At 62.4% G+C, this 18454-nt stretch carries 18 protein-coding genes; 10 read left to right on the forward strand and 8 right to left on the reverse strand.

Annotated features, from left to right (window positions below):
- Positions 1-139 precede the first annotated feature (139 nt).
- The gene (locus V8J81_RS00720; RefSeq protein ID WP_368473835.1) at positions 140-1129 is read right to left on the reverse strand and encodes an ester cyclase; all 990 of its coding nucleotides are present in this window, start codon (positions 1127-1129) and stop codon (positions 140-142) included.
- A 189-nt stretch (positions 1130-1318) separates the two neighbouring features.
- On the opposite strand from V8J81_RS00720, the gene V8J81_RS00725 reads away from it, so the two are divergent.
- From V8J81_RS00725 to V8J81_RS00735, 3 genes are all read left to right on the forward strand, one after another.
- Positions 1319-2551, forward strand: coding sequence for an ABC transporter substrate-binding protein (locus V8J81_RS00725; RefSeq protein ID WP_368473836.1), 1233 nt, complete (start codon positions 1319-1321; stop codon positions 2549-2551).
- A gap of 83 nt (positions 2552-2634) precedes the next feature.
- Positions 2635-3663 (forward strand): carbohydrate ABC transporter permease, encoded by a 1029-nt coding sequence (locus V8J81_RS00730; protein ID WP_368473837.1) that lies wholly within the window; start codon positions 2635-2637, stop codon positions 3661-3663.
- Position 3664: 1 nt separating this feature from the next.
- Entirely contained in the window at positions 3665-4825 is a 1161-nt protein-coding gene (locus V8J81_RS00735; RefSeq protein WP_368473838.1) for a carbohydrate ABC transporter permease, read from the forward strand.
- Positions 4826-4869: 44 nt separating this feature from the next.
- On the opposite strand, the gene V8J81_RS00740 is transcribed toward V8J81_RS00735, so the two are convergent.
- The 3 genes from V8J81_RS00740 to V8J81_RS00750 all read right to left on the reverse strand — a co-directional run bounded on the left by V8J81_RS00740 (position 4870) and on the right by V8J81_RS00750 (position 7564).
- Positions 4870-5835: a LysR family transcriptional regulator gene (locus tag V8J81_RS00740; protein ID WP_368473839.1), complete on the reverse strand. Its 966-nt coding sequence runs from the start codon at positions 5833-5835 to the stop codon at positions 4870-4872.
- A gap of 4 nt (positions 5836-5839) precedes the next feature.
- Positions 5840-6541, reverse strand: a complete 702-nt coding sequence (locus V8J81_RS00745; protein WP_368473840.1) for an Ldh family oxidoreductase — start codon at positions 6539-6541, stop codon at positions 5840-5842.
- 84 nt (positions 6542-6625) lie between these two features.
- Complete coding sequence (locus V8J81_RS00750; RefSeq protein WP_368473841.1) at positions 6626-7564, reverse strand: hydrogen peroxide-inducible genes activator; 939 nt, start codon at positions 7562-7564, stop codon at positions 6626-6628.
- Positions 7565-8012: 448 nt separating this feature from the next.
- Between V8J81_RS00750 and V8J81_RS00755 the strand changes: the two genes are divergently transcribed.
- The 7 genes from V8J81_RS00755 to mnhG all read left to right on the forward strand — a co-directional run bounded on the left by V8J81_RS00755 (position 8013) and on the right by mnhG (position 13897).
- On the forward strand, positions 8013-10352 hold the full coding sequence (locus V8J81_RS00755) for a putative monovalent cation/H+ antiporter subunit A (RefSeq protein WP_368473842.1): 2340 nt from the start codon (positions 8013-8015) through the stop codon (positions 10350-10352).
- On the forward strand, positions 10349-10771 hold the full coding sequence (locus tag V8J81_RS00760; RefSeq protein ID WP_368473843.1) for a Na+/H+ antiporter subunit B: 423 nt from the start codon (positions 10349-10351) through the stop codon (positions 10769-10771). Before V8J81_RS00755 ends, V8J81_RS00760 begins: the two co-directional genes overlap by 4 nt.
- Positions 10771-11187: a Na+/H+ antiporter subunit C gene (locus tag V8J81_RS00765; RefSeq protein WP_368473844.1), complete on the forward strand. Its 417-nt coding sequence runs from the start codon at positions 10771-10773 to the stop codon at positions 11185-11187. The genes V8J81_RS00760 and V8J81_RS00765 overlap by 1 nt, the downstream gene beginning before the upstream one ends.
- Positions 11184-12695 carry a Na+/H+ antiporter subunit D gene (locus V8J81_RS00770; protein ID WP_368473845.1) on the forward strand — a complete coding sequence of 504 codons (1512 nt, stop codon included), beginning with the start codon at positions 11184-11186 and terminating at the stop codon, positions 12693-12695. Before V8J81_RS00765 ends, V8J81_RS00770 begins: the two co-directional genes overlap by 4 nt.
- Positions 12696-12765: 70 nt before the next feature.
- Entirely contained in the window at positions 12766-13242 is a 477-nt protein-coding gene (locus V8J81_RS00775) for a Na+/H+ antiporter subunit E (RefSeq protein WP_368473846.1), read from the forward strand.
- Complete coding sequence (locus V8J81_RS00780) at positions 13239-13568, forward strand: MrpF/PhaF family protein (protein WP_368473847.1); 330 nt, start codon at positions 13239-13241, stop codon at positions 13566-13568. Before V8J81_RS00775 ends, V8J81_RS00780 begins: the two co-directional genes overlap by 4 nt.
- Complete coding sequence (gene mnhG / locus V8J81_RS00785; protein WP_368473848.1) at positions 13565-13897, forward strand: monovalent cation/H(+) antiporter subunit G; 333 nt, start codon at positions 13565-13567, stop codon at positions 13895-13897. The genes V8J81_RS00780 and mnhG overlap by 4 nt, the downstream gene beginning before the upstream one ends.
- Positions 13898-14028: 131 nt before the next feature.
- On the opposite strand, the gene V8J81_RS00790 is transcribed toward mnhG, so the two are convergent.
- Genes V8J81_RS00790 through V8J81_RS00805 form a run of 4 tightly spaced genes read right to left on the reverse strand, consistent with a single transcriptional unit; the run spans position 14029 to position 18444 of the window.
- Positions 14029-14838, reverse strand: a complete 810-nt coding sequence (locus V8J81_RS00790) for a metallophosphoesterase family protein (protein ID WP_368473849.1) — start codon at positions 14836-14838, stop codon at positions 14029-14031.
- A gap of 47 nt (positions 14839-14885) precedes the next feature.
- Entirely contained in the window at positions 14886-17405 is a 2520-nt protein-coding gene (locus tag V8J81_RS00795; protein ID WP_368473850.1) for an ABC transporter permease, read from the reverse strand.
- Positions 17402-17755 (reverse strand): hypothetical protein, encoded by a 354-nt coding sequence (locus V8J81_RS00800; protein ID WP_368473851.1) that lies wholly within the window; start codon positions 17753-17755, stop codon positions 17402-17404. The genes V8J81_RS00795 and V8J81_RS00800 overlap by 4 nt, the downstream gene beginning before the upstream one ends.
- On the reverse strand, positions 17755-18444 hold the full coding sequence (locus V8J81_RS00805) for an ABC transporter ATP-binding protein (protein ID WP_368473852.1): 690 nt from the start codon (positions 18442-18444) through the stop codon (positions 17755-17757). Before V8J81_RS00805 ends, V8J81_RS00800 begins: the two co-directional genes overlap by 1 nt.
- Positions 18445-18454 lie beyond the last annotated feature (10 nt).

An 18454-nucleotide genomic window follows, 5' to 3' on the forward strand; every position in this document is an offset into this window, starting at 1 on the left:
CGCTGTCTCCTCCGTCAGGTCCATTTCGCGGGGCCTTTGATGCGCCCCGTTCTGATATGAATCGCGCGGAGTGTGCCGCCGGAGACCTGTCAGCACAATGGGGCAGACCGCCCCGCAATACCGGAGTATGTTGGCCCGCCTAAAGCCGAGCTGCGTCCGCGATCACATCCACCCCCATCTGCGACAGCAGGTTGATGTAATCCAACAGAACCCAGTTCTCTGCGATCAGCCCATCTTCGCACCGGTAGAAATCCATGACGCGCAAGGTCAGCGCCCTCTCTGTCGGCGGCACACCCAGATAGGTGCCATTATGGGTCATCGTCATCGACGGCCAGCCCGAGACGGCCGCGTAATTTCCGTCCCCGATGCGGCAATAATGATTTCCCCCTTTCCGGTCGGGGAAGGCTTGCAGAAACTGCGCGCGGTGATGGTCCACAAATCCCGGCCAAGTGGCAGTGGAGCCTATCCCACCCGGCCCATACCACGCGAAATCCGGGGCCCAGGTGCCGCCTGCGCCGACTTGCCCGTCCGAGCCGAAGCTTTCCGGATCATAAACATGCAGCGCCCCCAGCATCGCCTCCACCACATCAAGCGACGCGCCTCCTGCATCGCGGTTTGCAGGGCACAACCCGTCCTGCGTTGCCGGGGCGGGAAAGGTGATTGGCGCGCCGTAATGCGCCTCGGCCAACGGCCAGCGCCCGCATTGGTGCAACAGGTCGAGCAAGTCCACGATCACGCGCCCTTCGACGATCTTGTCGCCCTCAACCCGCCAGAACTCTCCAATGCGCAGATAGATCAGCTTTCCGCTGGGCTGGATGCCCCAAAGCGGCGCTGTGAAGAGGCCGGTAATGTGCGTCACACCCGCGACCCACTCGCCCCCATAGTCACGGCGATTCTGTCCGCCGAACACCATCAGGTCGCGCCGTCGCGGGGTCGAAAAGGCGCGGCGCAGCGGGTCAATGAAACGCTCAACGATGTGCGCGCACCCCTTAAGCGTTCCAACGGGATCGGAGAATTGGATCTCGGCGTCATCCGCGAAGATCGCGGCGGCTTGCGCCTCAAGCTCTTTGTTTTCAACGGTAAACAGCCCGGCCAACTGGCTTTGGACATGGTGGCGAATGTCAGTCATGGAAGGTCTCTTGTGCTTGCCTGCGCGACAGGATTGCCAGAACGCCGGGACTGGCACTAGCCAATTCTTGCAAACCTATGCAAATTCGGCAGAGTGAACCTCAATCGGGCCTTTTCATGGGCGCGAATTGGATGAAGACTGTCACGGTCACCGGAAAACCGGGGCCAGCTAGAACACAGGGAGAAACACATGTTCTTCAAACGCCTTGCCCTTGCGGGTGCGGTCAGCGTTGCAGCCACCGCCGCTTATGCGGACGGCCACGCAACCTGCGACTTCGAAAACACCACTGAAATCACCATGCTCTCGGCCGCGTTCGAAGCCTGGGTCGCCGTCACCGACGGCATGGCAGCTTGCGGCAACTTCTCGCCTGAGCTCGATCAGGAATTCCGCACCAAGCAGCCCGAAGGCTTCGCGGCCGATCCCTCGCTCTACCAGCTTGGCGGTGTGTCCAACGGCACCATCACGCCTTTGCTGAACCAGGGCACCATCCGCCCGCTGGATGATCTGATCGCTGCCCATGGCGACCAACTGACGCCAAACCAGCTGATCCAGATCGACGGTCAGACCATGGCCGTGGCCATGATGGTCAACGTCCAGCACTTGATGTTCCGCGAAGACATCCTCTCAGACCTCGGCATCGAGACACCGACGACGTGGGAGGAGGTTCTGACCGCCGCTGAAACCATCCAGGAAGCAGGCGTTGTCGACTATCCGCTCGGCGCCACCATGAAGGCCGGTTGGAACATCGCACAGGAATTCGTGAACATGTTTGGCGGCTTCGGCGGCACCATGGTCAACGATGACAACACGCCTGGCGTGAATTCCGAGGAAGGTCTGGCCGCCCTCGACATGATGATGCGCCTGACCGAGTACATGGACCCCGAATACCTCGTGTCCGACTCGACCTACGTGCAGCAGCAGTTCCAGCAGGGCTCCATCGCCATGGCGAACCTCTGGGCCTCGCGCGCCGGTGCGATGAACGATGAAGCCGAAAGCCAGGTCGTGGGCCTCGTGGCAACCGCCGCGGCCCCGCTCGCCATGGAAGGCGGCGCACCGGCAACCACACTGTGGTGGGACGGCATTGTGGTCGCTGCCAACATCTCGGATGAAGAAGCCGAAATGGCGTTCCGCACAGCAATGGCCGGGATCGACAGCGAAACCGTCGCCGCCGCCCCCGATGCCGCCATCTGGCTGATCGAAGGGTATGAGCCCAACGATATGTCCGCAGGTGCCATCGCTTCGGCCACCGCCAACCCGGCGCCTCCGGCTTACCCGTCGACCACGCAGATGGGCTTGATGCACACGGCTCTGGGCAACGAACTGCCTGCCTTCTTCACCGGCGACGTCACTGCCGAAGAAGCGCTGGCCGCCGTTGAGGCCGCCTACACGGTCGCCGCGCAGGAAGCGGGCCTGCTGGAGTAATCCCATAAGGCAAAACCAATCGGTCGGGGCGTCCGCGCCCCGGCCCACAAAATCGGCGGGGTCAGGCACGGGGGCCGGAGACCATGAAATTCAAGACCTTCATCTGGTTTGTCGGGCCATCTTTGTTCCTGATGCTCCTGTTCATCGCTTTACCGTTGTACGCGGTGCTGATGGGCTCTTTCCAGGTCACCCAACCCGTCATGCAAACGGTCGAGGTTGAAAGCTGCTCCGCTGGATTCCTCACGCAAAGCTGCACCACAGAAATTCGCACGATCCCTGTTCTCGACGAAGAAACAGGGGAAATGCTGACCACCACCGAATGGGTCGGCTGGCTATCCTACGAACGTGTGCTGGAACCCCAGCGCGCTTGGGATGCCATCACCTCGCTCAACTACGGCGCGCTGATGCAGATCGACTTCTGGGCCGCGCTACGCTTCACGCTGATGTTCACCTTCATCACGCTGCCGCTTGTGATCGGCGTGGGCCTCGCCATCGCGCTGGCCGTCAATAACGCCGCGAAAAGCATCCGCGGCCCGATCATCTTTATCTCGCTGCTGCCCTTCATCATCACACCGGTCATCGGCTCCCTTTCGATCTATTGGCTCTTCGTCGGTGACGGCATCTTGACCCGAGGGATCGAGAACCTGCTCGACCGCGACATCGCCATGTTCGCGCAGGCCTGGACGATCGAGCTCTTGATGCTGTTCTACCGCGTCTGGCACGTCGCACCCTTCGCCTTCGTGATCTTCTACGCGGGCCTTCAAACCGTGAACCAGGACACGCTGGAATCGGCCATCATCGACGGGGCCACCCGCTGGGATCGGCTCAAGTACGTGATCATCCCGCACCTGATGCCGTTGATCATCTTCATCGCCCTGATCCACCTGATGGACAGCTACCGCGTGTTCGACGAAATCGTCGGCTTCCGGGCCGAGGCGCACGTGATTTCGCTCCAGTACCTGACCTTCGATTTCCTCCAACCCGACGATGCCGGCAACCGTGCGTTCAGCCGTGCCTCTGCTTCGTCCATGCTGACGATGGTGGGGATCGTGATCCTGCTGATACCGCTGCTCCGCCGCACTTGGCGCGACCATAAAGGGAGCTCGCACTAACATGTCCGATACCCCCCGCGCCATGCGCCAGCCTTTCAGTCTGCGGTTCGGCTCCGCAGCCTTCCTCGCCTTCTGGTGCCTGTTGGCAGCCTTCCCGATCGTCTGGATCACCTTGATGAGCTTCAAGTCACCGGTGGATGCCTTCGCGGCCAATCCGTTTGACGTGATTTTCGGGCCCGTGACCCGCGACAGGGGCAATGGACTTTCGGTCCTCGACATCGTCCTCGGGCTGGTCGTCCTGTTCTTCGCAATCAAGCTCGCGTTCAGTTGGTTGCCCCGCAAGGTGAATGAGTGGAGCCCAAATGGCCATGTCTGGGCCGGTTGGATCATCGGGGCTATGGCCTACGGCGTGGCCTTCATCTTCGCCTTCTTCCTGATCCTGCCCGCCATTCTGGGCGTACTGAACCCGATCCTTGGCCCGCTCGGTAATCCTATCATTGGCCTCACGACCGAGCATTACCAGACCATCTGGGTTGAACGCGGCTTCTACAACAACTTCATCAACTCGCTCATCGTTGTCGGCGGCACGGTGACGATTTCGCTGACCATCGGCACGCTGGCAGGCTACGGCCTTGCGCGCTCCGGCTCCAACATCGCCTTCTGGATCCTGATCGTCGCACTGATCTTCCGGGCCCTGCCGCATTCGGTCCTGCTGGCGGGTTATCTGCCGGTTTTCGTGAATTCGGCTGAGATCCTGCGCCCATGGCTGGGGGACAACGCGCCAACGCTCTACGGACAGCCTTTGGCAGTGATCGCCGTGCTGGTGTCGATCAACCAGCCCTTCACCATCTGGATGCTGCGCAGCTTCTTCCAGAACATCCCCAACGAGTTGGACGAGGCCGCCCGCGTCGATGGATGCACCCATTTCCAGGCGTTCCGCTGGGTCATCATGCCGGTCATGTGGCCGGGTGTGATCACCACGGGCCTGTTCAGCTTCCTGCTTGCCTATAACGATTACCTGATCACCGCGCTGCTGCTCGACGGCACGAACCAGACAATGGTTCCGGCGATTGCCGGTTTCTTCAACCGCGAGACGACGACCACTGACCAGGTTGTGGCTGTGGCGGCGGCGGTGTCGATCATCGCGCCGCTGTTCCTGCTGGTGATGATTTTCCAACGGCAGATCGTCAGCGGCCTGACGGCAGGGGCGGTCAAGGGCTGAGGTAACGCACCGTGCACCCGAAGACTTTGGTTTTCGGGTGCAGCTTACGCCAGTATCCGAAAGCTCTCGCCCAGCCACGGCATCTGTTCCAGCCCCGGCTCCCAGAAATGCTGGCCAATCAGCTCCCGCGCCAGATCCGCAATCTGCTCCGGGATCCCGCCAGACCAATCGGAGGTCGCGTACAGCACGATTTGTCGCGCCATGGCGGTGCCGGGTAAGGGATGGGCATCGATCCCGCCCGCAAAACGCCCGGCCCGCAATAGCGACAGGGGCGTGGTAATCGTCCAGCCTTGCCCAGCTGCCACCAAGGCGCTGATGGACTGGTTGGAATCCATCTCGAACCGCTTCACCGGCGCCGCGCCCGTCCGTGACAGCCAGCCTTCGATCTGCTGACCCATGATCTGCTCCATATCGCGGCGTAAAAGGGGCAGGTCTTCCAGTGCGGACAATCCGCCGCTGGCGCTCCGGCCCTTCGGCACGGCAAGGATGTAGGGATCGTCCAGCAACGGCAGCGCAATCGTATCCGCAGGCTTGGCGGGCCCTGCCGCGGCAATCACGATATCCAGCTCGCGCGTCGCCACGCGCGCCTGCAACACGTGGCTTGGCCCGGTTTGCAGTGTGAACGCGCACTGGCTCATCGCGTCCGCCAGTTTCGTGGCCAGCAGAGGCGTCACTTCGTTTTCGAAATCCTCGATGACCCCAAGTGACAGCGTGGACAATTCGCTCAAGTCCAGCGCCGTCAGATCCCGCTGCCCTGCGCGTAACGCCTTCAGGGCCGCCTTGACCTGCCCTAGGAACAAACGCCCCGCCGGTGTCAGGACCATCGGCCTGCGCGAGGCATCTACCAGGTCCGCCCCCAAGGCGGCACTCAGGTTCTTCATTTGTTGGCTGACCGCAGGCGCACTCATACCCAGCTCGGACGCTGTCGCCGCGACTGACCCGGTGCGCGCCAGCGCTTCGAACACTTCCAGTCCGCGAAGCGTCAGTCCTTTGAGGAGCGGTGAGGCCATTGAGTTACGCGTTCACGATCTGCGCCAGGAGGTCAGGCGCCAGCGCTACGCCCGCCCGTGTGGGCGAGGCCTTTACGGTCGGAAGGCTGTTCAGCAAATCATGGCCCGCTGTCACATCCGGGTTCAGCGCTGCAATCCATCCAGAATGCGCAACCGGACCATCAAGAGGGGAGTCCGTCGGGGCCGGGGCCATCGACAAAAGCGAAGACAACATCGTGTCCGTGCGCGGTTCAAACGGGGTGACCGCCTGTGCGCCGGGCCGCACCGCAAAAGCAGCCCCGCTCGGGCGCAACGAAATCCCGACCAACCCGGCTGAGGCTAAACCAGTCATAGCGCCCGCCATGGCACCAGGATCACTGGAATTCGTAAGATGCAGCAGGGCCAGCCCCTCGCGCAACGCCATATCAATCAGATTTGGTAGGGCTGTCGACAGCGCAGACGCGGCAAATCCGTGCCGGGCGTCCACGGCCAAGACCGCCCCGGCCGGCATCGTCACCTCAGCAACAGCATCCAGATGCACTCGGCCGTACCGCAGCAACCTGATGTCTCGCAGCAGTGCTTCGAACCCGCTGTCCCGATCGCCGGATACCTCGGCCAAGGCAACGTCCCGTGCGACGGTCTGTGCATCACCTTCGGAAACACCCGCCCGCGTCAGACAATCCTTTGCCAGCATCTCAAGGTCGGACAGGTCGTATAACTCAGCCATGGGGGCAGTTTTTCCGCCCATCGCGCCGAACGTCAATGCCCGTTAATCAGTTGGCACAACTCCGGCGACCAAGCGCCTGACCGCCTAACCCTCAAGAACCAGCTCCGGGAAGCGGCCGGCCGTATCGCGTATGGCCTTCGCCAGCCGCTCAAACGCCGCCGTGGCGCCCGAGCTGGAGCGCCAGACCAACCCGATTGACCGTGAGAACTTACGCCCTCGGAATGGGCGGACGACGACATCCTGCGCCCGCCCCTCAATCTCGGACCGGACGTAAAGTGCTGGCAGAAAAGTCAGCCCCATATCCATTGCCACCATCTGCCTGAGCGCGTCGAGCGAGGTTCCCTCGTAATCGCGGCTCATCTGCGCGCCGGTCTCCTGACACAGGGCCGAGATCTGATCGTGCAGCGCATAGGCCGGCGACAGCGACAGGATCGTCTGATCGGCCAATTCAGGCCCTTCGATGTTCGACGCAGATTCAAGCTGATGGTCGATTGGCATGGCCACGCCCAACGGTTCCCGAAACAGCCGGGCCGAGGTCAGCCGCGCCCCGTGAACAGGCAGTTGCGTCAGGATCAGGTCGTGCACACCGTCGTTCAATTCCCGAAGCAGCGATTGCGGCGGACCTTCGCGGATATAAAGGCGCAAGTCCGGATGCGTGCGGTGCAGATCGCCCACCACATGGGGCATCAAGTAAGGCCCCAGCGTGGCTGACGTACCTAGACGCAGCGTTCCACCCATCCCCGATTGCAGGGTGGCCGACAGATCCACAATGCCCTGGCCGGCATCGAGTATGTCGCGCGCACGGGCGGTGATTTCGCGGCCAGCCTGCGTCAGGCGCACCGGCCCGCGCCCGCGTTCGACCAGCGTCAATTCCAGCGCGTCTTCCAGCGCCTTGATCTGCACCGAAAGGGAGGGCTGTGAAATGCCACACGCCTCCGCTGCCTCGCGGAAGTGGCGCGTATCTTCCAGCGCCGTGAGGTATCGCAGCTGGCGAAGGGTGAAGGGGAGGTTTTGTTTCTGCACGACGGTATAGTTTTTTCCAATTAAAATATCATGCCGGATAGGCTTTTACCTATGGCGCCTCTGGAATAGGTTAGGGCTGTTGGAATTGAAATCAATTGCGGTGGGGCACGCTGCCGCATTTGAGGGTGGTCTTGCTGTTCTGGTTGTTGTCCCTTCCAGTGTGCACGCACCAGCGGACCATCGCCACCGGGTGGCGCACGAAGACATCAGCCGTCAGTTTTTGTGCGTCACCCGATGGCCATTATCCTTGAGGCGAGCGCTTGTCCAACGCCTCAACTTGAACGTGAAAATAGCAAAAAACTATCAGAAAAAGAAAATCAGTAGTCTTGACCTATGTAAGGCGTAGACCTATCTGCCTCCGCGAACCCGGCCATTGCGCATAAAAATGCAACTTCGTCTGGACGTAGGCGTGCATTGCACCACCTTTCAGGCGTAGACCGGCCAAGGAATGACGACGCTGCCCCTGCGGCAGCCATCGGAAGGACGAGACGACGTGGCAAAAGGCGGCGCGGAGGTGCCACGGCTGGCGGGCGGTCCTGCGGGGTGGGTATCGGTATTGATCCCTGCCGCACTATTTGCGTGGTTCGCGCAATTCCTGCCAGCGGTTGCCGCAGGCCAAACGCCCCTCATCGGCTTCGATTGGGTTCCCTCGATGGGCATCCGGCTGGAAATGCTGATCGACGGCCTGTCGTTGACCTTCGCGCTCCTGATCACCGGCATCGGCACGTTGGTCACGCTCTACACCACTTCCTATCTCGGCAAGCACCCGGAATACCCGCGCTTTGTGCTTTACCTGATGACCTTCATGGTCGGCATGTTGGGCCTTGTCCTCGCCGATAACCTGATCGCGCTGTTCGTCTTCTGGGAAGTGACCACCATCTCCTCCTACCTGCTGATCGGCTTCACCTCCGACAGCGCTAAATCCCGCCGCTCGGCCCTTCAGGCGTTGCTTGTCACAGGCACCGGCGGCCTCGCGCTTCTGGCGGGCATGATCCTTCTGGGGCAGGCGGCAGGCACCTATTCGCTGGCTGAGATCCGCACGATGGGCGACGCGATCCGCAACCACGAACACTACGTGCCAATCCTGATCCTGTTCCTCGCAGGCGCCTTCACCAAATCGGCGCAATTCCCGTTCCATTTCTGGCTGCCCAACGCCATGGCAGCGCCCACGCCGGTCTCCGCCTATCTGCATTCCGCCACGATGGTGAAAGGCGGCGTCTACCTCATGGCGCGTATGAACCCGACGTTGGGAGGGACGGAGCCTTGGTTCTGGGCCCTTGTCATTGCGGGCGGCTTCACCACGGTCTTCGCGAGCCTGCTGGCCATCCGCCAAACCGACATCAAGCAGGTGCTGGCCTACACCACCCTCATGGCGCTCGGCGCGCTTACGCTTTTCATCGGCGCAGGCTCGTCGGACGCGATCAAGGCCGCGATGATCTTCCTTGTCGTACATTCGCTCTACAAAGCAGCACTCTTCCTGATGATCGGCATCGTCGACCACGAAACCGGCACCCGGGAGGTCGCCGACCTGCGCGGCCTCGCCCGCAAGATGCCCGTCACCTTCCTCGCCGGTGCGCTTGCCGCCATCTCCATGGCCGGCATCCCGCCCTTCTTCGGCTTCATCGGGAAAGAGTTCCTCTACAAGGCGGGGCTTGAGGCTGAAACAGCCCAACTCTGGATCACCGGCACCATCTTCGCCGCCTCCGTCCTGATGTTCGTCGCCGCAGGCATCGCCGTCGCGCGCCCCTTCCTCGGCAAGCTGCCCGAGCGGTTCAAGGACGTCCACGAAGGCCCCTTCCCGATGTGGATCGGCCCGTTCCTTTTGGGCGCACTGTCGCTGTTCATGGGTATCTATTCCGACATTCCCGAAATCTGGCTCGTCGGCCCCGCCACCGATGCGGTCTATGGCTCTGACGTGTCCGTTGACCTCTACCTGTTTGAAGAGGTCAACGCCGCCTTCATTCTCTCGATGATCACCTTCGCTGTCGGCTTCATCCTCTACCTCATGCACGCTCGCCTGCGCAGCGCGCTGGCTGCAATTATCCAGGCGAACCCCCTCAAGTTCGATCCCGGCTGGGACCGCACGCTGGACGGTGTGAAGGCGCTGGCCGAATTCCAGACCCGCTACCTGCAATCCGGCGTGCTGACCCGCTACGTTTTCATCATCTTCGCCACCTTTGCGGCCGCCACCGGCTTCACGCTTTGGGCGCAGGATGCGCTGAACTTCCAGCTTGATATCGCCGCCGAACTCGACGGTCTCCTCTTCAAGCACTGGGCCGTGCTGGTCTTCATCACTGCGGGCGCGATCCTGACGGCGCTGACCCGGTCGCGCATGACCGCCATCGCCGCGCTTGGCGTTGTCGGCATCGGTGTCGCGCTTTTGTTCATCATGTTCTCTGCCCCCGACGTCGCCATCACCCAGCTTCTGGTCGAAACCCTCGTTGTCGTCCTCGTCGCCGTCGCGATGCTGAAACTGCCCCACCTCGGCGTGCGCACGAATGAGCCCAACCGCCCCGTCCATGCGATGCTCGCCATTGCCGTGGGCACCGTCACCACGCTGGTCCTTGTCGCCGTCCTTCAATCCGACCTCGACCTGCGCCTGACCGAGTATTTCAACGCGACCTCCTACTACGAGGCCTTCGGATCCAACATCGTGAACGTCATCCTCGTCGACTTCCGCGCGCTCGATACCTTCGGTGAGATTGCCGTCGTCGTCATCGCCGCCCTTTCGGCCTACGCACTGCTGCGCGGCACGCGCTACGGCTCCATTCAGGAGGATGACAAATGATGAACTCGATCATCCTCAACGCGGCCACGCGCCTGCTTGTGGCACTGCTGCTGCTCTTCTCCGTCTACATGCTCCTGCGGGGTCACAACCTGCCCGGCGGCGGGTTTATCGGCGGGCTGATCGGCTCCACCGGTTTCATCCTCTACGCCATCGCCCAAGGTCCCACGGCTTGCCGCAAGGCCCTTCATTTTGAGCCTCAGAACATCGCCATGATCGGCCTCGGCACCGCACTGGCCGCGGGCGTCTACCCGGTCTTTTTCAACGACGCCTTCTTCACCGGCCAATGGTGGTTCATCGGGGATCGCGACAGCGGCGATTACATTCCGATCTCCTCGGTGCTTGTCTTCGACATCGGCGTCTACCTCGTCGTATTCGGCGCGATCCTCACGCTTGTCCTCGCGCTGGAGGACGAAGTCTGATGGAACTCCTCGTCGCCCTCATGGTCGGTGTCCTCGTCGCCGCCTCAGTCCACCTGATGCTGGCCCGCAATGTGCTGCGGTTCATCTTCGGCCTTGTGCTGATCTCGAACGCCGCCAACCTGACGATCTTCGTCTCCGGCCGCCTCACACCCGAAAGCCCGCCCCTGATCCCCGAAGGCGCCACCACCCCCGTGGCTGACGCCGCCAACGCCCTGCCGCAGGCCCTTGTGCTGACCGCCATCGTCATCGGATTCGGCCTCTTCGCCTTCGCCCTCACGCTGGTCTACCGAACCTACCAGAACCTGGGCACGCTCAACTCCGATGAGATGCGCCTGGCCGAACCGGTTGAAGGCAGGCCAAGCACCGCGAAACAGGTGGCCGAAAAGCAATACATCGCGCGGGATACCCAATCATGAGCTGGATCCTCGCCACCCCCATCATCATCCCCTTCGCTACGGCGGTGCTGGCCTTCCTTTTCCGCCACGGGCCGGAAGGGCGCTGGATTTCTGTCCTCGGCTCGGCGGGTCTGCTGATCGCCTCGGTCTTTCTGATGATCGAAGTCCTCGATCAGGGCGTTGTCGCCGCACAGATGGGCCAATGGGCCGCCCCCTTCGGCATCACGCTGGTCGCAGATCTGCTCAGCGCCGTGATGGTCGTCATCACCGGCATCACCGGGCTGGCCGTCGCGATCTACGCGCTAGCCGATGTCGATGACCGCAAGGAAAGTCTGGGCTACCACGCCCTCTACCAAGTGCTGCTCGCTGGCGTCTGCGGAGCGTTCCTGACCGGCGATCTCTTCAACCTCTACGTCTGGTTCGAGGTCATGCTGATCTCGTCCTTCGGCCTTTTGATCCTCGGTGGCACGCGCCAGCAGCTCGACGGCGGCATCAAGTATGTCACCCTCAACCTGATCTCCACGATCCTGTTCCTGTCGGGCGTGGGCCTCCTCTACGGCATGACCGGCACCCTCAACATGGCCGACCTCCATGGCGCGGTGCAGGAGGTTGAAAACCCAGGCCTGCTCGTCGTCGTGGCTGTCATGTTCATGATCGCGTTCGGCGTGAAGGCCGCCGTCTTCCCGCTCTTCTTCTGGCTGCCCGCCAGCTACCACACGCCCGCCATCTCGGTGTCGGCCATCTTCGCGGGCCTGCTCACCAAGGTCGGTGTCTACGCGCTGATCCGCATGTTCACGCTCGTCTTCACCACGGACGTGCCCTACACCCACACGATCCTTCTGTGGGTGGCGGGGTTCACCATGGTCACGGGCGTTCTGGGTGCTGCCGCGATGAACGATTTCCGCCGCATCCTGTCGTTCCACATCGTCAGCCAGATCGGCTACATGATCCTTGGTCTTGCGCTCTTCACACCTCTGGCCATCGTCGGTGCGGTCTTCTACCTCGTCCACCACATCATCGTGAAAGCGAACCTGTTCCTCGTGGCGGGCGTGGCGCGCCGCATCGCCGGCTCGACCGAGCTCAGCCAGATCGGCGGACTTTACAAAACCGCGCCTTTGTTGGCGCTTCTGTTCCTGATCCCGGCCTTCTCCCTTGCAGGTTTCCCGCCTTTGTCCGGGTTTTGGGCCAAGTTCGTTCTGATCAAGGCGGCGCTCGAAGATGGTGGGTATTTCATCGCTTTCGTGGCGCTGGCTGTGGGTCTTCTGACGATCTACTCGATGACGAAGATCTGGGGCAACGCCTTCTGGAAACCGCATCCCGCGGGCCTGAACCCCAGCCTGTCCAGCCTCGCTCCGAAAGATCGCGCGGCGCTCCTGACCCCCATCGCGACGCTGGCGATCCTGACCTGCATTATCGGCCTTTTCCCAGAGCCGTTCATCCAATTTGCTGAACGATCTGCCGATCAGCTCCTGAACCCCGAGGTCTATGTGCAGGCCGTCCTCGGTGCAGCGCCGGAGGTCTCCCAATGACACGCCGCCTTGCCCATCGTTGTTCAATGAAAATGCAAAGCGACATCGCCGCGCGCACGGAGAGTCGGTCATGAATATCTTCGCCCTCAACATTGCGCTGGCCGTCGCCTGGGCGGCCCTCACCGGGGAAATCACGCTCGTTAATCTGCTTGTCGGCTTCGGCCTCGGCTCTGCGGCGCTGTTCGTGACACGCCCCCTGTTCCCCGGCTGCGATCGCTATTTCAAACGCACTTTCCGATGGCTCCGTTTGGTCATAACCTTCTTGTGGGAACTCGTCGCCTCGTCGGTGCAGGTTGTTTTCGATGTTCTGACACCCCAGCACATGGCCCGCCCCGGCATCGTCTCCGTCCCGCTCGACGTGAAGGATGAAATGGCCGTTCTGGTTCTGACAAACTACATCTCGCTCACCCCCGGCACGCTCAGCCTTGACGTGACCGAGGATTGCAACACGCTCTATATCCACGCGATGTTTGCCGATGACCCCGATGAGATCCGCCGCCAGATCAAGGAAGGCGTCGAGCGTCGCGTGAAGGAGGCCATGGAATGAGCAACGTTCTGTCCACCGCAATCGACATATCCTTCATTCTCGTGATGCTGGGCGTTGTCGGGGCCTTCATCCGCCTCGCGAAAGGCCCCAGCCTTCCCGACCGCGTCGTCGCGCTCGACATGATGACGGTGCTCATCGTGTCCTTCTGCGGCCTCTACGCGATCCTCAGCGAACAAACCGCCTTCGTCGATGTCGCCATCGTCGTCGCAGTGATCGGCTTTCTGGCAACGGTCGCACTCGCCCGCTACGTCGAACGCCGCCAGCATCGCTATGACGGCGCCACCTCCGTCACAGCCCCTGGCCCAAAGAAGGAGCCTGAGACATGATCGCAGACTATATCATGGCGGGCTTCATCCTCCTCGGCGGCTTCTTCTGCTTCGTCGCGGGCCTTGGCGTGCTGCGCCTGCCCGACGTGCTGATCCGAATGCACGCCTCCACCAAGGCGGGCACGTTGGGTTCGGGTCTGATCCTGATTGCGGTCGCGATCTTCTTCGCCGACACCGGCACGATCACCCGCGCCGTGGCCACGATCCTCTTCCTGCTGATCACCGCACCGGTTGCTGCTCACATGATCGGCCGCGCCGCGTTCCGAAGCCGCGTTCCACTGTGGAACACGAAGCTCGAAGAGGGCGCGGAAGAGAAGCTTTCCCGATAGGGGGTAGACGCCCGTTCGCATCTGCGAAATCTTCTAGAAGATTTCGCGCAAACCCCTCCCGTTCGGGAGGAGTTCGCGCATCGGTCGACCCAAAAGTCCTCCCGTTTGGGAATAACTCGTCCCGTTCGGGACTATGTTTGCAGGAAATCGTGGCGCCCGTCCGTTCGGATGGCGCAGGCGGTCAGACGCCCGGTTTTCCAAGCGGCCGTATCTGTCGCAATCCGCCCTTCAACGGCCACAGGCGCGTCCATCTCCGTATGGCCATGGGCCACCCACAGCCCGTCACCCCGCGGCGCGCTGTCGAATTCCGGGTGTCCCCAAAGCAGAACACGCGCGGTTTGATCGTCCATCGCATGGCCCGGATCTGCGCCTGCGTGAACAACCCATAGATTGCCTGACGTGTAGCTGAGCGGCAGGCTTTCGATCCATTCCCGCAGCCCCTTTGGCAGCCTGCGCCGCAGCGAATGGGCGGCGGCTGGGAAGGCGTCATATTCGGGGCTGTCTTCCAGATCGGCGGTTGCCACGCCAAAGCTGCGTAGCGTTTCACCGGCCCCGGCGCGCATCCAACGTGGACCTCGCGTGGCCGGATCGTCGAGGAAATCCAATAGCATACGCTCATGGTTGCCCATCAGACAGACGACGTTCTCCGGGAACGTCTCCTGCAATTCGCGCATCCGTTGCAGCACTACGGCGCTGTCCGGTCCAAGGTCGATATAGTCACCTACGAACACGAGTTTCGGGTTTGTCGCTGAGGTCCCGCCGATATGAGCGTCGATCAGCTCCAGCATCAATTCAAGGAGGTCAGCGCGCCCGTGAATGTCACCGATCACGTAGGTCTGTTGCTCAGGGCAGGGCAAGTCGATGGCTTCGGCAATATCCGCCTGCGCCACTGGCTTTGCCTGATTTTTGCGCCCCAGGAGGGACTTTACCGACCTCAACATACCCTAACAGGTGCGACCTCGGGCCGGGTTTGGCAAGGGAAAAGCCCTCAATCCTGCGCGCGGAGGATGCGTGCGGGTCGCACACCCAGTGGACGCCATGCGAAGGCAAGGCCAGAAAGCAATGTCGCTAATGCCCCACCAACCACGATTGCCCCAGCAGAATAGGGCTCAAACACGTAACTGGTCTCCATAACGAAGGTCATCATCGCCCACCCGCCAAGCGCGCCCGCGAAGATCGCAACCAGCCCCGCCGCAGCCCCCATTAGCGCCGCCCGCAACGCGAAGGAACGCAGGATCATGCCCCGCGATGCGCCAAGCGTTTTCAGGACGGCGGCCTCGAATACGCGGCCTCGTTCCCCAACGGCCGCCGCACCGATCAGCACGATGAAGCCGGTCAGCAGTGTCGCCAAAGCAGCGTAAGACGTGGCAGAAGCGATAGACCGCAACGCCTCCGCCACCTGATCCAGCGCATCCCGCACGCGGATTGCTGTGATGTTGGGCGCGTCGCCCGCCACGTCGCGCAGGATCTGTGCCTCGGCCTCTTCCTCTGCGTAGACCGTTGCGATGTGGGTATGCGGCGCGCCCGTCAATGCCGCCTCGTTCATCGTCAGGATGAAGCCTATCCCCGCGTTTTCAAAGGAAACATCGCGCAGGGCGGCAATGGTTGCCGTGAAATCGCGGCCCAGAATGTTGACCGTGATCGTGTCGCCAATGTCGATCCCGATCTCCAGCGCTTCCTCGGCGGCGAAGGCCACAAGGGGCGGGCCGGTGTAATCCTCCGGCCACCATTCGCCCGCCACGATCTCCTCCGCAGGGGGCGGCCCGGCCATATAGGTCACGCCCCGGTCGCCCTGGATCACCCAGTGATCGCCCGCCACATCCTGCGCCCGTTCGCCGTTGATCTGAGTGATCACACCGCGCAGCATTGGTGCTGTTTCGACGCGGCTGACCTGCGGGTCGCCCTCAACGCGGGCCAGGAACGGATCAAGCTGATCCGGTTGAATATCCACGAAAAAATACGATGGCGCGACCTCGGGCAGGTCCCGCTGGATTGCACTGCGCAGGTTGGTGTCGATCTGCCCAATCGTAGCCAGAACAGACAGGCCAAGGCCGAGCGACAGCACGACCGATGTCGCCTCGGACCCCGGCCCGCCGATGGCCCCAAGCGTCGTGCGCAAGGTTGTGCGACCGCGGACGATCCGACTGCGCGCCAAGACGCGCGACAGAAGCCGGATGCCCAAAGCAGCGAGGGTCAGGATCAGCAGCGATCCAAGTATGCCGCCCGCCGTCCCAAGGGCAAGTGTCGGCACCCCGGAGAAGGCGACAGCAGCCCACACCAATGCGCCCGCGAGCGCCAAAATCACCAGTAAATAAGGGAGGCGCGGCCAGCCTTTGGTGGGCGCGGTGGCGTCGCGGAACAAGGCGGCGGCACGGACTCGTTCGGTTCGGGCGAGTGGCCAGAGTGTGAAGATCAAGGCAGTCAGGGTGCCGTAAAGCGCGGCCTCCGCCAGCGGGGCAGGGTAGACGCTGATCGCCACGGGCACGGGCAATTGCGCTTCAATAAGCGGGCCCACGGCGATGGGGGCGAGCGCGCCAAGGAAAAGGCCGATAGCGATACCCACAATTGTCAGTAGTCCGACTTGGATGAAATACGCAGCGAAGATCGTGCGGCTTTCCGCCCCCACGGTTTTCAGCGTGGCAATAGTGGCGGTCTTCCGATCCAGATAAGCGCGCACGGCGGCGGCGATGCCCACGCCGCCCACGGCCAATCCCGCAAGGCCGACCAGCACCAAAAACGCGCCGATGCGTTCGATGAATTCCGCGATCCCCGGTGCTCCGTTCCGCGCATCGCGCCAACGCGCGCCGGTCGCCTCAAATGCCTGTGCTTCAAGCTCCAACGCAGCAAGGTCCGCATCTTCCGGCAAGGCAAGCCGGTATTGGCTTTCGTAGAGCGTACCGGGTTGCAAAAGGCCCGAACCCTCCAGCCCCTCAAGCGATACAATTGTGCGGGGGCCTAGACCAAAGCCCGATGCCGCCCCGTCAGGTTCGTCCGCCAGGGCAGCGCGGAGTTCGAAATCCTGTGTCCCAAGGGTGAACGTATCGCCCACCTGCAAGGCCAAACGGTCCATCAAAAGCGGGGCCATTACCGCACCGGGCAGGTCCCGGACTGTCAGTGCGTCGGCCATGGCCATGGGCGGGTCAAGCCCGGCCTCGCCATAAAGCGGCCAAGCGTCGTCGACCCCGCGCACTTGGGTCAAGCCACGCTCCACCGGGTCACGGTCCACCACCACCATAGATCGGAAATCAACCGTCTCTGATACGTCCACCGCCACGCTTTCCATGAACGCGCGTTCTTCCGGCTCGGCGAAGCGATAGGTGAAGGACATCTCGGCATCACCACCCAGGATCACCGCGCCTTCGCGTGCCATGCCTTCTTCGATGGACACCCGGACAGAGCCCACAGCGGCAATCGCGCCTACGCCAACGGCGAGGCAGGCCAGAAACACGCGGAACCCCGAAAGCCCCCCACGCAATTCCCGTCGCGCGATGCGCCACGCGATCCTCACCGACGGATGCCCATATTCCAGGGCGGTTGGTCGATGGCGATCAGGCGTTGCGTTGTCTCGGCCGCGGCCAGTGGATCATTCTCCCACTGGTGGATGTAGACGCCTACATCAGCGCCCTCCAGCAACGCTTGCCGCGCCATGGGATGGGGGCGATCAAGCACGGCGCGCAGCCAGCCATGTTTGAGGTAGCGGATGGCCCCGGCGGCGCTGGAAAGGCGACCCTCCGCTATTCCACCGCGTTCGACAAAAGCGACGATCCCCTGCGGGTCGCCCGTTGAAGGTTGGTCGAGCGATACGCCCTGACCGTCCAGCACAAGGGTGCCAAGCCCCTGATATTTCCACCGTCTCATCATTCTGCCGCATCTTGTAACACCGGATCGAGGCGCCCGTCGCGCAGGCGCACCTCCCGGTCGCAGCGATTGGCGAGGTCTTGCGCATGGGTGACAAGGATGAGAGTGGCGCCATGGCTTTCACGGAGGCTCATAAGAAGCTCCATGATCTGCGCGCCAGTGGAGCCGTCGAGGTTGCCAGTAGGCTCATCAGCCAGAAGGATATCGGGGCGCGGGGCCACGGCACGGGCGAGGGCCACGCGCTGCTGCTCGCCGCCCGACATCTGGGCCGGGTAGTGGGTGAGGCGATGGCCGAGGCCCACGGCCTGCAATTCGGCTTCGGCCCGATCGAAGGCATCGGGATGGCCCGCCAGTTCCAGAGGTGTTGCGACGTTTTCCAACGCGGTCATGGTGGGGATCAGGTGGAAGGATTGGAAAACCACCCCCATATGGTCCCTGCGAAACCGGGCGAGTTGATCTTCGGTCATCGCGGTCAGATCATGGCCAAGTGCCGTGACGGAGCCGCCGGTGGCCCGTTCCAATCCGCCCATGAGCATGAGGAGTGAGCTTTTGCCCGACCCAGACGGCCCCGTCAGCGCCAGCGTTTCCCCCTTGGCCACGTCCAACGTTATCCCGTGCAGAATGTCGACCTTGCCGGCATTGCCATCCAGCGTCAGGCGCGCGTCGTTCAGCGAAAGGATGCGATCCATGGGGTGGGGC

Source organism: Gymnodinialimonas sp. 202GB13-11, assembly GCF_040932485.1.
GTDB classification, from domain to species: domain Bacteria; phylum Pseudomonadota; class Alphaproteobacteria; order Rhodobacterales; family Rhodobacteraceae; genus Gymnodinialimonas; species Gymnodinialimonas hymeniacidonis.

Excerpts from the sequence above, each read along its gene's own strand:
- V8J81_RS00720 (WP_368473835.1), bottom strand. The coding sequence starts at position 1,129 with ATGACTGACATTCGCCACCATGTCCAAAGCCAGTTGGCCGGGCTGTTT.
- V8J81_RS00725 (WP_368473836.1), top strand. The coding sequence starts at position 1,319 with ATGTTCTTCAAACGCCTTGCCCTTGCGGGTGCGGTCAGCGTTGCAGCC.
- V8J81_RS00730 (WP_368473837.1), top strand. The coding sequence starts at position 2,635 with ATGAAATTCAAGACCTTCATCTGGTTTGTCGGGCCATCTTTGTTCCTG.
- V8J81_RS00735 (WP_368473838.1), top strand. The coding sequence starts at position 3,665 with ATGTCCGATACCCCCCGCGCCATGCGCCAGCCTTTCAGTCTGCGGTTC.
- V8J81_RS00740 (WP_368473839.1), bottom strand. The coding sequence starts at position 5,835 with ATGGCCTCACCGCTCCTCAAAGGACTGACGCTTCGCGGACTGGAAGTG.
- V8J81_RS00745 (WP_368473840.1), bottom strand. The coding sequence starts at position 6,541 with ATGGCTGAGTTATACGACCTGTCCGACCTTGAGATGCTGGCAAAGGAT.
- V8J81_RS00755 (WP_368473842.1), top strand. The coding sequence starts at position 8,013 with ATGACGACGCTGCCCCTGCGGCAGCCATCGGAAGGACGAGACGACGTG.
- V8J81_RS00760 (WP_368473843.1), top strand. The coding sequence starts at position 10,349 with ATGATGAACTCGATCATCCTCAACGCGGCCACGCGCCTGCTTGTGGCA.
- V8J81_RS00765 (WP_368473844.1), top strand. The coding sequence starts at position 10,771 with ATGGAACTCCTCGTCGCCCTCATGGTCGGTGTCCTCGTCGCCGCCTCA.
- V8J81_RS00770 (WP_368473845.1), top strand. The coding sequence starts at position 11,184 with ATGAGCTGGATCCTCGCCACCCCCATCATCATCCCCTTCGCTACGGCG.
- V8J81_RS00775 (WP_368473846.1), top strand. The coding sequence starts at position 12,766 with ATGAATATCTTCGCCCTCAACATTGCGCTGGCCGTCGCCTGGGCGGCC.
- V8J81_RS00780 (WP_368473847.1), top strand. The coding sequence starts at position 13,239 with ATGAGCAACGTTCTGTCCACCGCAATCGACATATCCTTCATTCTCGTG.
- mnhG (WP_368473848.1), top strand. The coding sequence starts at position 13,565 with ATGATCGCAGACTATATCATGGCGGGCTTCATCCTCCTCGGCGGCTTC.
- V8J81_RS00790 (WP_368473849.1), bottom strand. The coding sequence starts at position 14,838 with ATGTTGAGGTCGGTAAAGTCCCTCCTGGGGCGCAAAAATCAGGCAAAG.
- V8J81_RS00800 (WP_368473851.1), bottom strand. The coding sequence starts at position 17,755 with ATGAGACGGTGGAAATATCAGGGGCTTGGCACCCTTGTGCTGGACGGT.
- V8J81_RS00805 (WP_368473852.1), bottom strand. The coding sequence starts at position 18,444 with ATGGATCGCATCCTTTCGCTGAACGACGCGCGCCTGACGCTGGATGGC.